This window comes from Uliginosibacterium sangjuense, assembly GCF_059132465.1.
Window position 1 is genome coordinate 3,907,545 of sequence record NZ_CP101132.1, and the last position, 15,729, is coordinate 3,923,273.

The 15,729-nt window shown below is 65.5% G+C and carries 16 protein-coding genes; 11 read left to right on the plus strand and 5 right to left on the minus strand.

Annotated features, from left to right (window positions below; genetic code table 11):
- Positions 1 to 39 precede the first annotated feature (39 nt).
- The 3 genes from nifK to nifH form a co-directional block, all read right to left on the minus strand.
- Entirely contained in the window at positions 40 to 1,599 is a 1,560-nt protein-coding gene (nifK, locus tag NMB43_RS18030) for a nitrogenase molybdenum-iron protein subunit beta (RefSeq protein ID WP_494349550.1), read from the minus strand.
- Between the two features lie 79 nt (positions 1,600 to 1,678).
- Positions 1,679 to 3,136 (minus strand): nitrogenase molybdenum-iron protein alpha chain, encoded by a 1,458-nt coding sequence (gene nifD / locus NMB43_RS18035; protein WP_494349551.1) that lies wholly within the window; start codon positions 3,134 to 3,136, stop codon positions 1,679 to 1,681.
- Positions 3,137 to 3,237: 101 nt separating this feature from the next.
- The gene (nifH, locus tag NMB43_RS18040) at positions 3,238 to 4,113 is read right to left on the minus strand and encodes a nitrogenase iron protein (RefSeq protein ID WP_494349552.1); all 876 of its coding nucleotides are present in this window, start codon (positions 4,111 to 4,113) and stop codon (positions 3,238 to 3,240) included.
- 548 nt (positions 4,114 to 4,661) lie between these two features.
- Between nifH and NMB43_RS18045 the strand changes: the two genes are divergently transcribed.
- The 4 genes from NMB43_RS18045 (at position 4,662) to NMB43_RS18060 (ending at position 7,354) form a co-directional block, all read left to right on the plus strand.
- The gene (locus NMB43_RS18045; RefSeq protein WP_494349553.1) at positions 4,662 to 5,114 is read left to right on the plus strand and encodes a group II truncated hemoglobin; all 453 of its coding nucleotides are present in this window, start codon (positions 4,662 to 4,664) and stop codon (positions 5,112 to 5,114) included.
- Complete coding sequence (locus NMB43_RS18050; protein ID WP_494349554.1) at positions 5,098 to 5,694, plus strand: hypothetical protein; 597 nt, start codon at positions 5,098 to 5,100, stop codon at positions 5,692 to 5,694. Before NMB43_RS18045 ends, NMB43_RS18050 begins: the two co-directional genes overlap by 17 nt.
- A 293-nt stretch (positions 5,695 to 5,987) precedes the next feature.
- Positions 5,988 to 6,929 carry an ADP-ribosyl-[dinitrogen reductase] hydrolase gene (gene draG, locus NMB43_RS18055; RefSeq protein ID WP_494349555.1) on the plus strand — a complete coding sequence of 314 codons (942 nt, stop codon included), beginning with the start codon at positions 5,988 to 5,990 and terminating at the stop codon, positions 6,927 to 6,929.
- Positions 6,929 to 7,354, plus strand: coding sequence for an ArsC/Spx/MgsR family protein (locus tag NMB43_RS18060; RefSeq protein ID WP_494349556.1), 426 nt, complete (start codon positions 6,929 to 6,931; stop codon positions 7,352 to 7,354). The genes draG and NMB43_RS18060 overlap by 1 nt, the downstream gene beginning before the upstream one ends.
- Here the strand turns inward: NMB43_RS18060 and NMB43_RS18065 are convergent, their stop codons facing one another.
- The gene (locus NMB43_RS18065; RefSeq protein WP_494349557.1) at positions 7,355 to 7,522 is read right to left on the minus strand and encodes a hypothetical protein; all 168 of its coding nucleotides are present in this window, start codon (positions 7,520 to 7,522) and stop codon (positions 7,355 to 7,357) included.
- 47 nt (positions 7,523 to 7,569) lie between these two features.
- Between NMB43_RS18065 and NMB43_RS18070 the strand changes: the two genes are divergently transcribed.
- The 3 genes from NMB43_RS18070 to NMB43_RS18080 are packed head-to-tail and all read left to right on the plus strand — an operon-like array spanning position 7,570 to position 8,898.
- Positions 7,570 to 7,845, plus strand: coding sequence for a DUF6156 family protein (locus NMB43_RS18070; RefSeq protein ID WP_494349558.1), 276 nt, complete (start codon positions 7,570 to 7,572; stop codon positions 7,843 to 7,845).
- A 1-nt stretch (position 7,846) separates the two neighbouring features.
- Positions 7,847 to 8,467, plus strand: coding sequence for a glutathione S-transferase family protein (locus NMB43_RS18075; protein ID WP_494349559.1), 621 nt, complete (start codon positions 7,847 to 7,849; stop codon positions 8,465 to 8,467).
- Positions 8,464 to 8,898: a hypothetical protein gene (locus NMB43_RS18080; protein ID WP_494349560.1), complete on the plus strand. Its 435-nt coding sequence runs from the start codon at positions 8,464 to 8,466 to the stop codon at positions 8,896 to 8,898. Before NMB43_RS18075 ends, NMB43_RS18080 begins: the two co-directional genes overlap by 4 nt.
- Before the next feature lie 6 nt (positions 8,899 to 8,904).
- On the opposite strand, the gene NMB43_RS18085 is transcribed toward NMB43_RS18080, so the two are convergent.
- On the minus strand, positions 8,905 to 9,705 hold the full coding sequence (locus tag NMB43_RS18085; RefSeq protein ID WP_494349561.1) for a DUF3750 domain-containing protein: 801 nt from the start codon (positions 9,703 to 9,705) through the stop codon (positions 8,905 to 8,907).
- 88 nt (positions 9,706 to 9,793) lie between these two features.
- Between NMB43_RS18085 and NMB43_RS18090 the strand changes: the two genes are divergently transcribed.
- From NMB43_RS18090 to NMB43_RS18105, 4 genes are all read left to right on the plus strand, one after another.
- Complete coding sequence (locus NMB43_RS18090; RefSeq protein ID WP_494349562.1) at positions 9,794 to 11,047, plus strand: tetratricopeptide repeat protein; 1,254 nt, start codon at positions 9,794 to 9,796, stop codon at positions 11,045 to 11,047.
- Between the two features lie 114 nt (positions 11,048 to 11,161).
- Positions 11,162 to 13,666: an alkaline phosphatase D family protein gene (locus NMB43_RS18095; protein WP_494349563.1), complete on the plus strand. Its 2,505-nt coding sequence runs from the start codon at positions 11,162 to 11,164 to the stop codon at positions 13,664 to 13,666.
- Positions 13,667 to 13,814: 148 nt separating this feature from the next.
- A complete protein-coding gene (purT, locus tag NMB43_RS18100) occupies positions 13,815 to 15,032 on the plus strand; it encodes a formate-dependent phosphoribosylglycinamide formyltransferase (protein WP_494349564.1) in 1,218 nt (405 codons plus the stop codon).
- Between the two features lie 67 nt (positions 15,033 to 15,099).
- A complete protein-coding gene (locus tag NMB43_RS18105; RefSeq protein ID WP_494349565.1) occupies positions 15,100 to 15,654 on the plus strand; it encodes an NUDIX hydrolase in 555 nt (184 codons plus the stop codon).
- Positions 15,655 to 15,729: the final 75 nt, after the last annotated feature.

The window sequence follows — 15,729 nt, forward strand, 5'->3', positions numbered from 1 at the left end:
CCGGAGGATCGAGATCGGGCCGCGCAGTAGGCGAATGCCTTATCGGATGATGTCGTAGGAGTAATCGGTCTTACCCGGGATGATGGTGTTGACGTCGAGAGACTCGAAGAACTCATCCAGCAGGTCGACCAGCACACGCATGCCGCCTTCATAACCCCAGATGGGGCGCAGGTGGTAGTGGTGACGATCGAAGATCGGGAACACCAGGCGGATCAGAGGGGTGCCGGTATCGCGCTCCAGGTACTTGCCGTAGGTGTTGCCGACCAGGAAGTCGACCGGCTCTGTGTAGAGCAGCGAACGCATGTGCCACAGGTCGCGCTTCGGGTAGACCTTGCAGTTCTTGCCGAATTGCGAGGCGTCGAAGACCTGCTGAACCTTGGCAGCCCATTCCTTCTCGCCGTTGGTGGCCAGCACGTGCGCCGGCTCGGCACCCAGCTCCAGCAGGAACTCGGTCAGGCCCAGCAGGAAGTCGGGGTCGCCGTAGAGGGCGAAGCGCTTGCCGTGCAGGTGGGCCTGGGAGTCGGCCATGGCGTCGACCAGCAGACCGCGCTCACGCTCCAGCGTTGCCGGGATCGGCTTGCCGGTGAGGCGCGAGATTTCCATCAGGAAACGGTCGGTACCGGCCACGCCGATCGGGCTGTTCAACACCACGACTTCCTGACCATGCTCGGCGATGAACTTGGCGGTCTTCTCGCACGAGTATTCCTGGAAGATGATGGTCGCCTTGGCATTCAGCGCCTTCTCGACGGTTTCCTTGGTGGTGCCGCCTTCATACATGCGGAACTCGCCGTCGGTGGGCGTGGCCCAGGTTTCGGACGGGTCGCAGATGATGTTGTACTCGACACCGAAGAGATCCATGATGCGCTTGATCTCTTTCATGTTGCCGACGACGAAACCGTCGAAGCCACCGATGAAGTTGATGGCTTCACCCGGCACGCGTGTGAGCTTCGGCGCGGTGTCGGCCTTGCCATCCCAGAAGTGGCGCAGCACGCCCAGCAGCGCGTTGTCGTAGCCGGTGATGTGGCTGCCGACGAAGGCCGGGGTGTGGGCGAAAGGCACGTCGTACTCGGCCGGCACACTGCCCTTTTCCTTGGCGGTCTTGATGAAGGCGTTCAAGTCGTCACCGATCACCTCGGCCATGCAGGTGGTGGAGACGGCGATCATCTCGGGCTTGTACAGGTTGTAGCTGTTGGCCAGGCCGTCGATCATGTTGTTCAGGCCACCGAACACGGCTGCGTCTTCGGTCATCGAGGAGCTGACGCAGGAGGTCGGCTCCTTGAAGTGGCGCGAGAAGTGCGAGCGGTAGTACGCCACACAGCCTTGCGAGCCATGAACGAACGACAGGGTCTTGTGGAAGCCGTTGGCGACGAACACGGCACCCAGCGGCTGGCAGGCCTTCGCCGGGTTGACCGTGAGGTTCTCGCGGGCGAAGTTCTTTTCCTTGTAATCCTCGGTCTTCGTCCATTGGACGATTTCCTGGATCTTGGCATCGGGGTGATTGAACTCGAATTCCTTCTTCTTGTTCGCGAGCATTTCCTGGTACTCAGGCTCGCGGAAGAGCATTTCGTGGTCAATGACCTTGTCGGCTGATTGGGGCATGGTGATTCTCCTGAATGCTAGGTGGGTAAGGAGTGAGGAGTGAGGGCTGGCGTGACTCAGCCCCCCACTCCGGACCTGGTTACTTTTTCCAGGGGGCCTTCGACAGACCCCAGATCGGCGCGTTGATGGCCATGTCCATGTCGCGCGCGAAGATGGCGAAGCCGTCGTAGCCGTGGTACGGGCCGGAGTAATCCCAGCTGTGCATCTGACGGAAGGGCACGCCCATCTTCTGGAACACGTACTTTTCCTTGATGCCGGAACCGACCAGATCAGGCTTGATCTTCTCGACGAACTTCTCGAACTCGTAACCGGTCACGTCGTCGTAGATCAGCGTGCCGTCCTTCACGTAGTGCGTGGTGCGCTGGTAGTCGTCGTTGTGGCCGAACTCGTAGCCAGTGCCGACCACTTCCATGCCCAGGTCTTCATAGGCACCGATCACGTGGCGCGGACGCAGACCGCCCACGAACAGCATGACCTTCTTGCCTTCCAGACGCGGACGGTACTTGTCGATGACGGCCTGCATCAGCGGCTTGTACTTGGCGATGACCTTCTCGGCATTGGCCTTGATGGTGTCGTCGAAGTGCGCGGCGATCTCGCGCAGGGACGCTTCGATCTTGGACGGGCCGAAGAAGTTGTACTCGACCCAGGGAATGCCGTACTTCTCTTCCATGTGCCGGCTGATGTAGTTCATCGAGCGGTAACAGTGCAGCACGTTGAGCTTGGCCTTCGGGGTGTTCTCCAGCTCGGCGATGGTGCCGTCGCCGGACCACTGGGCGATCACGCGCAGGCCCATCTCTTCGAGCAGGATACGGCTGGACCAGGCGTCGCCACCGATGTTGTAGTCGCCGATGATGGCCACGTCATACGGGGTGGAGACGAAGTCCGGACGCTTGTTCGGGTCGGTCTTGTCGAACACCCAGTCACGCACGGCGTCGTTGGCGATGTGGTGGCCCAGCGACTGGGACACGCCACGGAAGCCTTCACAGCGCACCGGCACGATGGTGTGACCGTTGTATTCCTTGCTCTTCTTCTTCGACACGGCCTCGATGTCGTCACCGATCAGGCCGATCGGGCATTCCGACTGCACCGTGATGCCCTTGTTCAGGGGGAAGAGCTGCTGGATTTCGTCCATGATGGCTTCCAGCTTCTTGTCGCCGCCGAAGACGATGTCCTTCTCCTGGAAGTCGGAGGTGAATTGCATCGTCACGAAGGTATCCACACCGGTCACACCGATGTAGTAGTTGCGGCGTGCCGCCCAGGAGTACTGACCACAGCCGACCGGACCGTGCGAGATGTGGATCATGTCCTTGATCGGACCCCACACCACGCCCTTGGAACCGGCGTAGGCGCAGCCACGGATCGTCATCACACCGGGCAGCGACTTGATGTTGGACTTGACGCCACAATCGGGCTTGCCTTCTTCATGCACGTTGAGGTGCTTGGCGCGCTTCTTGGCGGTCTTTTCCGGGTAGGCCTTCAGCACCTCATCGATGAGTGCTGCGTTCTGGGCCTTCTTGTCGTCGATTGTCATGCTCATGTTGGAGTACTCCTTGCGTTTTCGAGAGCGGAGGGAGGAGAGCCGGCTGGCTGGTGAGGCGAGAGCCAGTGCTCCGGCTCTCGACCCTCGACTCTCGCGTCTTAAGCGGCTGCGGCGGCCTTGCCGACTTGAGATTCGTCGATCTGCTGCATGATGCCGTGCTCCATCAGCAGGTCTTCCAGCTCGTCCATGGTGATCGGCGTCGGGATGACACCGTTACCCTTGTTGGCGTGGACCTTCTCTGCGAGCGTGCGGTACTGACCGGCCTGGGCCGAATCCGGGGCGTACTCGATGACCGTCATGCGGCGCAGCTCAGCGTGTTGCACGATGTTGTCGCGCGGCACGAAGTGGATCAGTTGCGTACCCAGCTTCTTCGCCAGCGACTCGGCCAGTTCGTATTCCTTGTCGGTCTTGCGCTCGTTGCAGACCAGGCCACCCAGACGCACGCCACCGGAGTTGGCGTACTTCAGAATGCCCTTGGAGATGTTGTTGGCGGCGTACATGGCCATCATTTCGCCAGACATGACGATGTAGATTTCCTGCGCCTTGTTCTCGCGGATCGGCATGGCGAAGCCACCGCACACCACGTCACCCAGCACGTCGTAGGAGACGTAGTCGACACCTTCGTAGGCGCCGTTCTCTTCCAGGAAGTTGATGGAAGTGATCACGCCACGACCGGCGCAGCCGACGCCGGGTTCCGGGCCACCGGATTCCACGCAGCGGATGTCGCGGAAACCGACCTTCATGACGTCTTCGATTTCCAGGTCTTCCACCGAGCCGGCTTCAGCGGCCAGCGACAGGATGGTGTCCTGTGCCTTGGCGTGCAGGATCAGGCGGGTGGAGTCGGCCTTGGGGTCGCAGCCGACGATGAGGATCTTCTGACCCAATTCGGCCAGCGCGGCCAGGGTGTTTTGGGAGGTGGTGGACTTGCCGATACCACCCTTGCCGTAGAAGGCGATCTGACGAAGGTCTGACATGTGAATCTCCTGAATCAATGAGCAGTTAAGTTGCCGCGAACGCTGGTGTTGGGGAGCCAGCGACCAAAATCGCGATTTACCGTGCCCCGGATGCAGCCCCTCGTGCTTTTGTAGCTCTTCGAAGTTAGCGACTCGTCGGCGAGACATGGTCGGTGCAGGCCACATTCAGCAACTGGCGTGCCACACCCGGCGGATATTCCGGAAAGCCTTGCCAGAAGGCGGTTTCAGGAAAAGCGGACGAAACTATCGGGGCGATAGTCCGCGTCCGACAATCCCGACAATCGCATCCGCCACCTGTCCCATACGGCACTACTCCGACAGTCCGCCCACGGCCCTGCGACAAACACGCCAAACCCTCTATTGGCGGGGCTCCGCGCGCAATCGCGCGGGGCGGGTACGACACTTGCTGTTCAGGGTGTGAAGCAGGCCGGGAACCCTCGGCCGCTTCGAGCAGGGAAAACGCGCGCCACCCCTCCCCACACGTTGGGGAGGCCGTGGCAAGCCCCCGCCCTAAAGACAGAGAGAACCCGCAGGAGAGCACGCAAGAAATGGACGCCAGCCAGAACCTTGCGCCCTCGGTGGCTTCAGCCACCGCGTCGCGCAACCCGCATTTCGAACGCATCGGCGGAGTCGAGGCGATCACGCGGCTGGTCGAGCGCTTCTATCACCACATGAGCACGCAGCCCGAGGCGGCCGGCATCCGCGCGATGCATCCGGCCGACCTCGGGCCGGTGCAACGCATCCTGGTCAATTTCCTCACCGAGTGGATGGGCGGTCCGCAGGCCTACTCGGTGGAGCGTGGGCACCCCCGCCTGCGGCGCAAGCACCTGCCTTTCCCCATCGGGGCGGCCGAGCGCGATGCCTGGATGCTGTGCATGCGCATGGCATTAGAAGAGGTCGTGCCGGACGCGACCCTCAAATCCCAACTGGAGCAAGCCTTCTTCAAAACCGCGGATTTCATTCGCAACGACAAGGATCATCACCATGAGCACCATCGCTAACACTGTCTTTGCCCCCCTTGAAGCCGAAGGACGCCTGCTCAACGCGGTGTTCAAGGGCGCCACCCCCACCGCCGGCCGCATCGGTTTCCGCGGCGACATCGCCATCGAGTTCCAGCAGCAGATGGCCGACGAGAAGCGTCCGCCCGAGAAGTGCTGCGAGCAGGTCATCGCCGCGGCCAACGAGGGCGAACCGCACTTCAGCTTCTTCGCCGGCTTCCTGCTGTCCTTCGGCTACATCAAGCTGCTCGCCGAGACCCTGGGCGAGAGCATCGGACCCAACACCAAGCTGATCCTGTACTGCGACAACATCGACCTGTCGAAGAAGTTCGTCATCGACTACGCGGGTGCGACCTTCTACATCCTGCCGATCGACGAAGCCACCGTGTACAACGAGCTGCTGGAGATCTTCTATCTGGACAAGACCGACCTGAAGAAGCTCGACACCGGCGGCAAGACGGACGCGGTGGTCAGCGCGGGTCTCAAGTTCAAGGGCGACAACAAGTACATCAAGAGTACCTACGAGGAACTCGTCGCCACCATGGGTCCGGTGCGTAATCCCTACGAAAACCGCCCTGTGTAAGCGCCTGTTCAAGATCTGTTCGTTGTCGATGAACAACTCGCGGCGCGATTCGGCACTGGGACCAAACCCCTCCCGACCTCCCCTTGTCAGGGGAGGAGCCACCCAAACCGGGCGAGCACAACGCCCTCCCCTGACAAGGGGAGGGTTGGGGAGGGGTTCGAGCGCCATACAGAATCATGAACAGCTTCCAAACATGGAACGCCGTCATTCCTGCGAAGGCAGGAATCCAGCGTCTTTCAAAGTCACTGGGTTCCCGCCTTCGCGGGAACGACGATGAGCCGAGGGAATGGCACATGTCCGCTGCACTGCTCGACCGCCCCGCCTCACCCACTGACGGCAACCCGCCGCTGTCGCTGCTCGACCGCGCGCTGGGGGCGTATCTTGGGCTCGCCATAGGCGATGCACTGGGGGCGACGGTGGAGTTCATGACGCCACGCGAGATCATGGCCACTTACGGCACCCACCGCCAGGTGATCGGCGGGGGCTGGCTCAAGCTCAAGCCCGGGCAGGTGACCGACGACACCACCATGGCGCTCGCGCTGGGAGATGCCATCGTCAAGACGCGCGGCTGGGACCTGCGCGAGGTGGCCGAGCGGTACGTCGGCTGGATGCGCGGCATGCCGGTCGATTGCGGCCACACCTGCCGGCGCGGCATCCGTCGCTACATGATGGACGGTTCGCTGGAGGCGCAGTTCAACGAGGGCGATGCTGGCAACGGCGCGGTCATGCGCAACCTGCCAGTGGTGCTGGGCTTCCTCGATGATGAGCAGGCGCTCGTGGCGCACAGCCTGGCACAGGGCCGCATCACCCATGCCCACCCGCTGTCGGACCTCGCCAACGTGGCACTCGCACGCATGACGTCAGCGCTGCTGCGCGGCGAGCCGATGAGCACGGTGCGCGCCATCGCCGACGAGCTGTTCGAGGCCGAGCCCAAGTTCTCGATCAGCCGCTACCGCGGGCGTGCCACCGGCTACGTCGTCGACACCGTGCAGACCGTGTTGCACCACTTCTTCAGTCATGAAGATTTCGAGAGCTGCCTGATCGCGGTGGTCAATCGCGGCGACGATGCCGATACCACCGGCGCACTGGCCGGCATGCTGGCTGGCGCACGCTTCGGCACGCGCGCCTTCCCGCGCCAGTGGATCCGTCGCATCGACCCCGACGTGCGCCACCGCATCGAGATACAAACGCGACAACTCCTGTCGCTACACAGCAATATCGGAGGGCGCCGCTGATGGCACGCATCGTGTTCTACGAGAAACCCGGCTGTGGCGGCAACGCCAAGCAGCGCGCCTGGCTGGAGGCCAACGGCCACGCCCTGGAGGTGCGCGACCTGGGCACCTGGCCGTGGACGCGCGAAAGCCTGCTTGCCTTCCTGGCCCCGCTGCCGGTGCCCGACTGGTTCAACCGTGCCGCCCGCAAGCTGCGCAGCAGCGAGATCGTGCCCGAGCGGCTGGATGCCGACGCCGCGCTGGCCTTGCTGCTGGAGGAGCCCCTGCTGATCCGCCGCCCGCTGATGGAGCTGGAGGATGGCAGCCGCCTGGTCGGCTTCGACGAAGCCATGCTCGATGCGCAACTCGGTCGGCGCAGTACGGCGCGCCCACCCCGCGAGGGTTGTGCCCACCCGGCCACGCCTTGCGCGCCGCCCGCCGCGCCGTGATCAGTCCGGCGTCATGTCGGGATGCAGGATCAGCTCCGGCGGCATTCCGGCCTGCAGGTGGTCGACGCTCACACTGCCCAGCGGCGAGTAACCGTCGTCGCCTTCGATCAATACCGTGGCATCGCGTGGTGCATCGCGCAGGACGGCAAGCAGTTGTTCCACAGTCATCGCAGCTCTCCCTTCAATCGCTCCCTGTACAAGCGGACACAAGCAACATGGATACCACGCTGACGCGGCGTTACTTCCTCTCCTACAGCGGCGTGAAGCTGCCCCTGCAACTGATGGAAGAGTTGGAGGAAGGCGCCCTGCGCAACCGCAACACCTGGTTCGTTGCCGAGTACGACCTGCGCGCGCGCCTGTGCCGCATCGAGAAGCGCGTGTATGGCGAGATCGAGATGACGCACGACTATGTGTACGCCGACGACGGCCGGCTCATGCGCGCCACCATCCAGATCGGCGACGACGATCCACAAGTGCTGGAGCTGGCCTGAGATGGCGATGCGCTTCTACATGGCGCCCGGCTCGTGCAGCACCGGCATCCACATCCTGCTGGAAGAGCTGGAGCTGCCCTTCGAGGCCTGGATCGTGAACATGCCGGCGGGCGATCACCGCAAAGCCGAGTATCTGGCGCTCAACCCCAAGGGCACGATCCCCACGCTGGCGCTGGATGACGGCCAGGTGCTGACCGACTACCTGGCGATCTCGTGCTGGCTGGCCTGGCGCCACCCGCGGCGCAAGCTGCTGCCGGAAGACCCGCTGCAGGCGGCGCGCACCATCGGCCTGCTGGCCTATGCCGTGGGCCACTGTCACGGCCAGGGCTACACCCGCATCTTCACGCCCGAGGCCTATGTCGCTCCCGGTTTGCCAAACGATGCCGTGCAAGCACGCGGGCACGAGATCGTCGGCGAAGCGCTGGCCCTGCTTGCCGCCCAGCTCGACCCGGAGGGCTACGCCATTGGCGGCTTCAGCATCGCCGACCCGGCCCTGTTCTACCTCTGCTTCTGGGCCGACAAGCTGGGCCTCACCCTGCCCGCACGGCTGGCTGCGCACTACGCGCTGATGCGCGAGCGCCCGGTGGTGCAACGCGTGCTGCGCGAGGAAGGCTATCGATGACCCCGCCCACCGCCCATCTGCGCTACAGCTACGCGCGTTTCGCCCTGGCCAAGGACTTCGCCTTCCGCATGTGGTGCGACTTCGCGCTGGAGCGCCACGCAGGGGCGCCGGTCGACCTGTCCGGGGCCTGCAAGTACGGCTCGCTGTTCATGCAGCAATTGTTCGGCGGTGAGATCGAGGGCCACTATCAGCACCAGTACAACCGCATCGGCGGCCGCATCGTCGACCTCAGCCACGACGCGGCCGATGTGGGCGCGATGCGTGAGCCCTACCTGCATGACCCGGAGTACTTCGACATTCCGGAACAGCGCGCGGCACAGCAATCCTGTCTGCCGCGCGTCACACGCTGGACCAGCGCCTTCCTGGCGGAGATGGAAGCCGAAGCCTGTGTGCGCGAGGCCCTCAAGGCTGGCACCCAGGCCCACGGCTGAGCGGGCTCAGCCGCCCGCGTCCGGCGGCACCGCTTCATCCTCGCCCTCGGCCCTGTCATCCATACCCAGACGACCGACGAAGGGCAGGCGCAGGGCCGGCCGGTTCAGATCCACCCCCAGGTGCAGGCCCAGCAGGTTGAGTTCGACGCCCTCCTCCACGCCCACCGAGAGCCCCAGCAGGCCACCCAGCGAGAAGTGCAGGCCACGCCCGGTGGACGACAGCCCCAGCGGGCTGGACCACGAGCGGTAGTCCTTGCCGATGGCATTGGCTGGCAGGTCCAGGCCCAGTGCTGGCACCTCGCGCCCGATGTGGGCGATGAAGGTATTGCTGTTGGGCCCCGGCCAGGCGCGGTAGGTGTCGGCATAGGGGTAGCCGGACACCGCCGTCTCGATGGCGGGGATCATGGCCGCCGCGGCCGCACCGCGATGATCCACCAGCAGGCGCGGCTGTGCGCCGAACCACAAGCCGTCAGGCACGGCGTAGTCCTGCCGCACCACCCGGCTGCCGCCCCAGCCGATCACGTCGTAGCGGGTGTAGGCCACCTCGCCCGCGCGTTTGAAGATCAGCCAGCTATGCACCGCCACCACGCCACGCCAGCCGTAGGTCGGCGCCGCGTACACTTGCACGATGGCGACGTCCTTCGTCTGCTGCGGGTCCGGCGCGATCCCGGCCGAATGGCGCGGCAGCGCATACCAGCCACGGCCGCGCAACTCGCCACGCTCGTCGAGCGCCCGCGCCAGGCTCAGGCTGAAGGCCAGGGCACTGCCCAACAACACACCGAATATGACCAGTCTCAGGTATTTCATCCGCCCCACCCACTTCGCCCACATGCCTGAACCCGCAGGATAAGCATATCCAGTGCCGCTGCCCACTGGCCGCAGACGGCACCCCCGCTTGGCGCCCGCCGCCCCGCTCAAGCACAATGCCCGACCGACCGCCGCACACACCGCCACGCCAGCCATGACGACCGATCTCGAAAAAGCCCGCGAACTCTTCTTGCAGGGCGTCGCCCGTTTCGAAGCCGGCGAACTGGACGCAGCGCGTGAGGCCTTCTCCGCGGCCCTAACCCATGCACCGGGCCGCCCTTCGGTGCTGGGCAACCTGGGCATCACGCTCTACCGCCTGGGCCGCCCCGAGGACGCCCTGCCCTTGCTGCAGCAGGCTACCGTGGCAGATCCCGACTACGCCGATGCCTGGACCTGCCTGGGCCTGGCGCTGACCGAGCTGGCCCGCTGGCAGGAGGCCGCCGACGCGCTACGCCGGGCCAGCGCGCTGTCGCCAAACCAGGCCGAGCTGCAGGTCCGCCTGGGCCAATGCCTGCTGCGTTTGGGCCAGGCGCCCGAGGCCATGCAGGCCTTCGAGCGCGCCATCAAGATCGACCCGCAACACGCCCATGCCTGGACCCTGCGCGGCAACCTGTTGCGCGAAGCGCTGCAGTTCGAAGCCGCCGCCGCCTGCTTCGAGCAGGCCCTGGCCTGCGGCGCCGACCCCGAGCTGAGCCGCTACTACCTCGCCTCGGTGCGCGGCAGCGCCACGCCGCATCCGCCGCGCAGCTATGTCGAAGCCCTGTTCGACGAATACGCCGAGGAATTCCAGTCGCATGTCGTGGACCAGTTGCGCTACCAGGGCTACAAGTTCCTGCTGCAACCCCTGCTGCTCGGGCAGCGCCGTTTCCGGCATGCGCTCGACCTGGGCTGTGGCACCGGCCTGTGCGGGCCGCAGTTGCAGCCCCTGGTCGAGGTACTCGACGGCGTCGACATCTCGCAGGCCATGCTCGCCCAGGCACGCCAACTGGGCATCTACCGCGAGCTGATCCACGCCGACATCGCCGAGTACCTCGCCACGGCGGATGGCCACCCGGACCTGGTGCTCGCCGCCGATGTGTTCATCTACGTGGGCGAACTGGACGCGGTGTTCCGCGAGGTGCGCCGCCTGCTCGCCCCCGGCGGCTGCTTCGCCTTCACCGTCGAGGAACCGACCGAGGCGGTGGAATGGCAACTGCTGCCCAGCCTGCGCTATGCGCACGCGGAGTCGTACATCCGCCGCCTCGCCGACGCGCACGGCTTCACGGTGGAACGCATGGCACGCGCACCGATCCGCTACGACCAGGACCAACCGCTGCCCGGCCTGTACTTCTACCTCGGCTAGCGTCCCGCTCACTCCATTGTCATGCCTGAAATCCTGGGGTAACAGCGTGCCCCTAGAGTGAGGCTCATCGGCTCGCCCCTTCAGTGGGCGGCATGCATTCGACGAGGCCTCACCATGGATAGAAGACAGTTCCTGCATCGCTCCGGCTTTCTGACCCTGTCCGTCGCCTTGGGCGGCCTGACCGGCTGCGGCGGCGATGGCGCGAGCAGCGAAACAAGCGCACCCGACACCCTGCCGCCGCTGGCCACCGGAGCGGCCTGGAAATTCCCGCAGAGCCTTGCCGCGGGCGACCCGACGGCAGATGGCGTGGTGCTGTGGACGCGGGTCGTGCCCAGCACGGCCGACGATGTGCTTACCGCCAGCGAGGCTGGCGACTTCAGCATCCGGCTGGTCGTGAGCGCCAGCGACAACGCAGCGCTGCTGGGCAGCAACCAGAGCCTGGGCGGCCCCCTCGCAGTGGATGCGCGCATCCCGGTGCTGGCGCGTTGGGACCACACCGTGCGCAACAAGGTAACCGGGCTGCTGCCCGCCACCACGTACTACTACCAGTTCATCGCCGGCGAGCAGCGGTCGCGTGTCGGGCGTTTCCGCACGGCACCCGCCGTCGATGCGGACGTCGACTCCCTGCGCTTTGCCTTCATCACCTGCCAGGACTGGACCGTGAATCACTGGGCCGGTTTCGAGGAGATCGCGCAGAACGAATCGCTCGACCTGATCGTGCACCTTGGCGACTACATCTACGAAACCGTGGGCGAGAGCTTCCAGAGCGGCGCGGTGGAATTGCGTCACGGCCAGCTTGTATTCCCGGTAGGGCAGTACAAGTCCGGCAACAGCGGGGCCCGCTACGCGAGCGAACTGGCGGACTACCGCTACCTTTACAAGCGCTACCGCAGCGACCCGCGCCTGCAGGCCGTGCATGAGCGCTTCGCCTTCATTGCGATCTGGGACGATCACGAGTTCTCCGACGACTGCTGGCAGGACTGCGAGACCTACAGCAACGGCAGCTACGATGCGCTCAGCGGTGCCGGCGACAACGCCCACCAGACGCCGCGCCGGCGCGGCGCCAACCAGGCCTGGTTCGAGTTCATGCCGGCCGATGTGCGCTTCGACGACAGCGTGAGCGGCTTCGACACGGTGCGCCTGTACCGCGACCTGAAGTTCGGCCGGCTCGCCCACTTCGTGGTGACGGACGAACGCCTGTACCGTGCCGATCACATCATCCCGGAAGCGGCGGTCGGCGCCTCGACCGGCTCGCGCTACTTCGTGCCACAAAGCGCGCGCGACAGCATCGAAGCCCAGAAGATGCTCGCCGCCCAGGCGCGCGACGCCAATCCGCTGAGCCCCGTCTCGATACTGGGCGACACCCAGCGCCAATGGTGGAAGGACACCCTCAAGTCCTCGACCTCGACCTGGAAGCTGTGGTGCAACGAGGTCTCCCTGCTGCGCATGGGGCTCAACGGCACGGACGCCATTGCCACGCTGCTGGCCCTCAACGCGGTGAGCAGCCTGGCCACCAGCATCGGCGGCACGGCAGGCAGCACGGGTGGAAACATCCCGGTCGCCGGTGCGATCGTCGCTGCGGTCACGGCCGGCGCCAGCAACAGCACCGCTGCCGCCGCGGGCACGGCCATCGCGACGGCCAGCGCAAGCAACGGCAACTTGTTGTCCGCCGCTACGGGTGCAGGCCTCAGCGCGCCCCAGGCCGGCATCGCGGTTGCCGCCTTCAACGCCGCCACAGCCGTAGCTGGCGCCACTGCGCAGACGGCAGCCGCCGCCCAGACCATCGCGTTTGGCTATATCAAGCCCGACATCCAGGCCAAGGGTGCGGCCTCCAGCTTCGTCCAGGCCAGCGGCCAGGCCACCGCGCTGGCGCCCTACTTCAGCAAGTTCCTGCTCAACTGCGACCAGTGGGATGGCTACAACGCCGAGCGCAAGGATCTGCTCGGCCACCTCAAGACCCAGGGCATCCGCAACGTGGTGGCGCTCACCGGCGACCTGCACTCCTTCCACGCCGGCACAGTGCATGACGACTACGACGCCAGCGGCCAGGGCAGCCCGGTGATGGTGGATCTCGTCACCGCCGGCATCAGCTCCGACTCATTTTTCAGCTACTTCGCCGAAGCCACCCAGGGTTCTGCCCTCTCGACCCTGGTGTTCTACCCGCTCAGCATTCCAGTGAGTGGCCTGGGCACGCTCGACATCCAGTTCAACCTGTTCGACTTCACCCTCGCCCGCCAAGCCCCAAGCCTCGATGAGCTGGCGGAGCAGGCACGCGTGCGCGTGCGCGGCGGGCTTGCCGCGCTGGGCCTGCCGGAAGCCAACCTGGACACCACCACCAACGCCGTGCTCGCCGGGCTCAAGGCAGACACGGCCTTCTCGCAAACCCTGCTCGGGCTGGCGACCCAGTTGGCCGGGCTCGCGAGCAACCCCTGGATCAAGTACATCAGCACCGATGCACAGGGCTACGCGGTCGTGAGCCTGAGCAAGACGGCCCTCACCTGCACCTTCCGCCAGCTCAACCGCCTGGTCGGCAGCGCAGCGCCCACGTCAGCACGCATTGCGCGCAACGTGACGCTGAGCGTGCCCGCAGGCTCGGCCAGCGTGAGCGTGGTGTCCTAGGGGAGCAGTCGCACCGCCAATCAGGCTCATGTCAGTGGCCGCGCGGCAGACGCCGCCCGGCCAGCCTGGGCTTGATCTCGCTCCGGCCGCCGCGGCACCCGCGCGCTAGCATGTGTACCTTCCGCATTTGCACCTTGAAGAGCACACCATGGCCGCCTCTCTCCCCACCCGCATCGGCACCCCGCTGAGCCCCTCCGCCGCCCGCGTCATGCTGCTGGGCGCCGGCGAACTCGGCAAGGAAGTCATCATCGCGCTGCAGCGCCTGGGCGTCGAAGTCATTGCGGTCGACCGCTACGCGAACGCCCCCGGCATGCAAGTGGCGCATCGCGCGCATGTGATCGACATGACCGACGCGCACGCACTGCGCGCGCTGATCGAAGCCGAGCGTCCGCAACTTATCGTGCCGGAGATCGAAGCACTCGCCACCAGCGTGCTGGCCGAGGTCGAGCACGCGGGGCTGGCCGAAGTGATTCCCAACGCGCGTGCGATCCAGCTCACCATGAACCGCGAAGGCATCCGTCGCCTTGCCGCCGAAGAGCTGGGCCTGCCCACCTCGGCCTATGCCTTCGCCTCCTCGCAGGCGGAACTGCAGGCCGCCATCGACGCCGGCATCGGCTACCCCTGCTTCGTGAAGCCGGTGATGTCCTCCTCCGGCAAAGGGCAATCTCTGCTGCGAGGCCCACAGGACGTGGCGCCCGCGTGGGAACACGCACTGGCCGCCGGCCGCGTGCGCGACACGCGCGTGATCGTCGAGTCGCTGATCGACTTCGACTACGAGATCACCCAGCTCGCGGTGCGTGCGCCCGCCGCCGACGGCGCGCTGCACACCCATCTGTGCGAACCCATCGGCCATGTGCAAGTGAAGGGCGACTACGTCGAATCCTGGCAGCCGCAGCCCATGTCCCCCCTGGCCCGCCAGCGCGCGCGCGACATCGCGCTGCGCGTCACCGAGGCGCTGGGCGGACGCGGGGTGTTTGGCGTCGAGCTGTTCGTGAAGGGCGACGAAGTCTGGTTCTCCGAGGTCAGCCCGCGCCCGCACGACACCGGCCTGGTCACCCTGGCGACCCAGCGCCTGTCCGAATTCGAGCTGCATGCGCGCGCCATCCTGGGCCTGCCCGTCGACACCACCCAGCGCCGCCCCGGCGCCTCGGCCGTGATCTACGGCGGCGTCGATGCCATCGGCATCGCCTACGAGGGCGTGGCCGACGCGCTGGCCGTGCCCGAATCCGAGCTGCGCCTGTTCGGCAAGCCGGAGAGCTTCGTCAAGCGCCGCATGGGCGTGGCCGTGGCCTGCGCGGACGACATCGACGAGGCGCGCAGCCGGGCGAAGCTGGCAGCCGGAAAGGTGAAACCCACCCAGATCTAGCCGTGCAGCCGTCACGGCCCGGACATGGCAACATCGGGGCCCCACCAGTCAAACCACAAGACAAACCATGAAAGCCTGGCGTCGCCTCCACTCTGAAGACCTCGTCCGTGACCGCTGGCTGGCCGTTCGCGCGGACCGTTGCGAGCTGCCGAATGGTGTCGTCCTCGATCCCTACTACGTGGTCGAGGAGAACGACTGGGTCCACGTCTTCGCCCAGGACGAACACGGCCAGGTCCTGGTCATCCGGCAGTACCGCTACGCCGCGGATACCGTCTGCGTAGAGCTGCCCGGCGGGGTCGTCGACGCGGGCGAAGCCGCGCTCGTGGCCGCTCAGCGCGAGTTGCTGGAAGAGACGGGCTATGTGGCGCAGGCGTGGCGACCGGTCGCCACGCTGTTCGCCAATCCGGCCAGGCAGACAAATCGCCTGCATGTCTTTCTCGCCCTCGGCTTGACCCGCCAGGGCGACCAGAAGCTCGATGCCTCGGAGGACATTGCCGTATCGTTCGCCTCGGTTGCGCAGATCAGGGAGATGATCGCGAAGTCCGAGTTCTCCCAGTCCTTGCACGTCGCGTCGTTCTACCTGGCGCTGGACGCCTGCCAGCAAAGCCCAGGCATAGACTGATAGCGCTGCGCGCAGGTAACACCCACCCCTCCGCGCCCACTTGCTCTTGCAGTCTCAACACCCTGCCACCGGAGC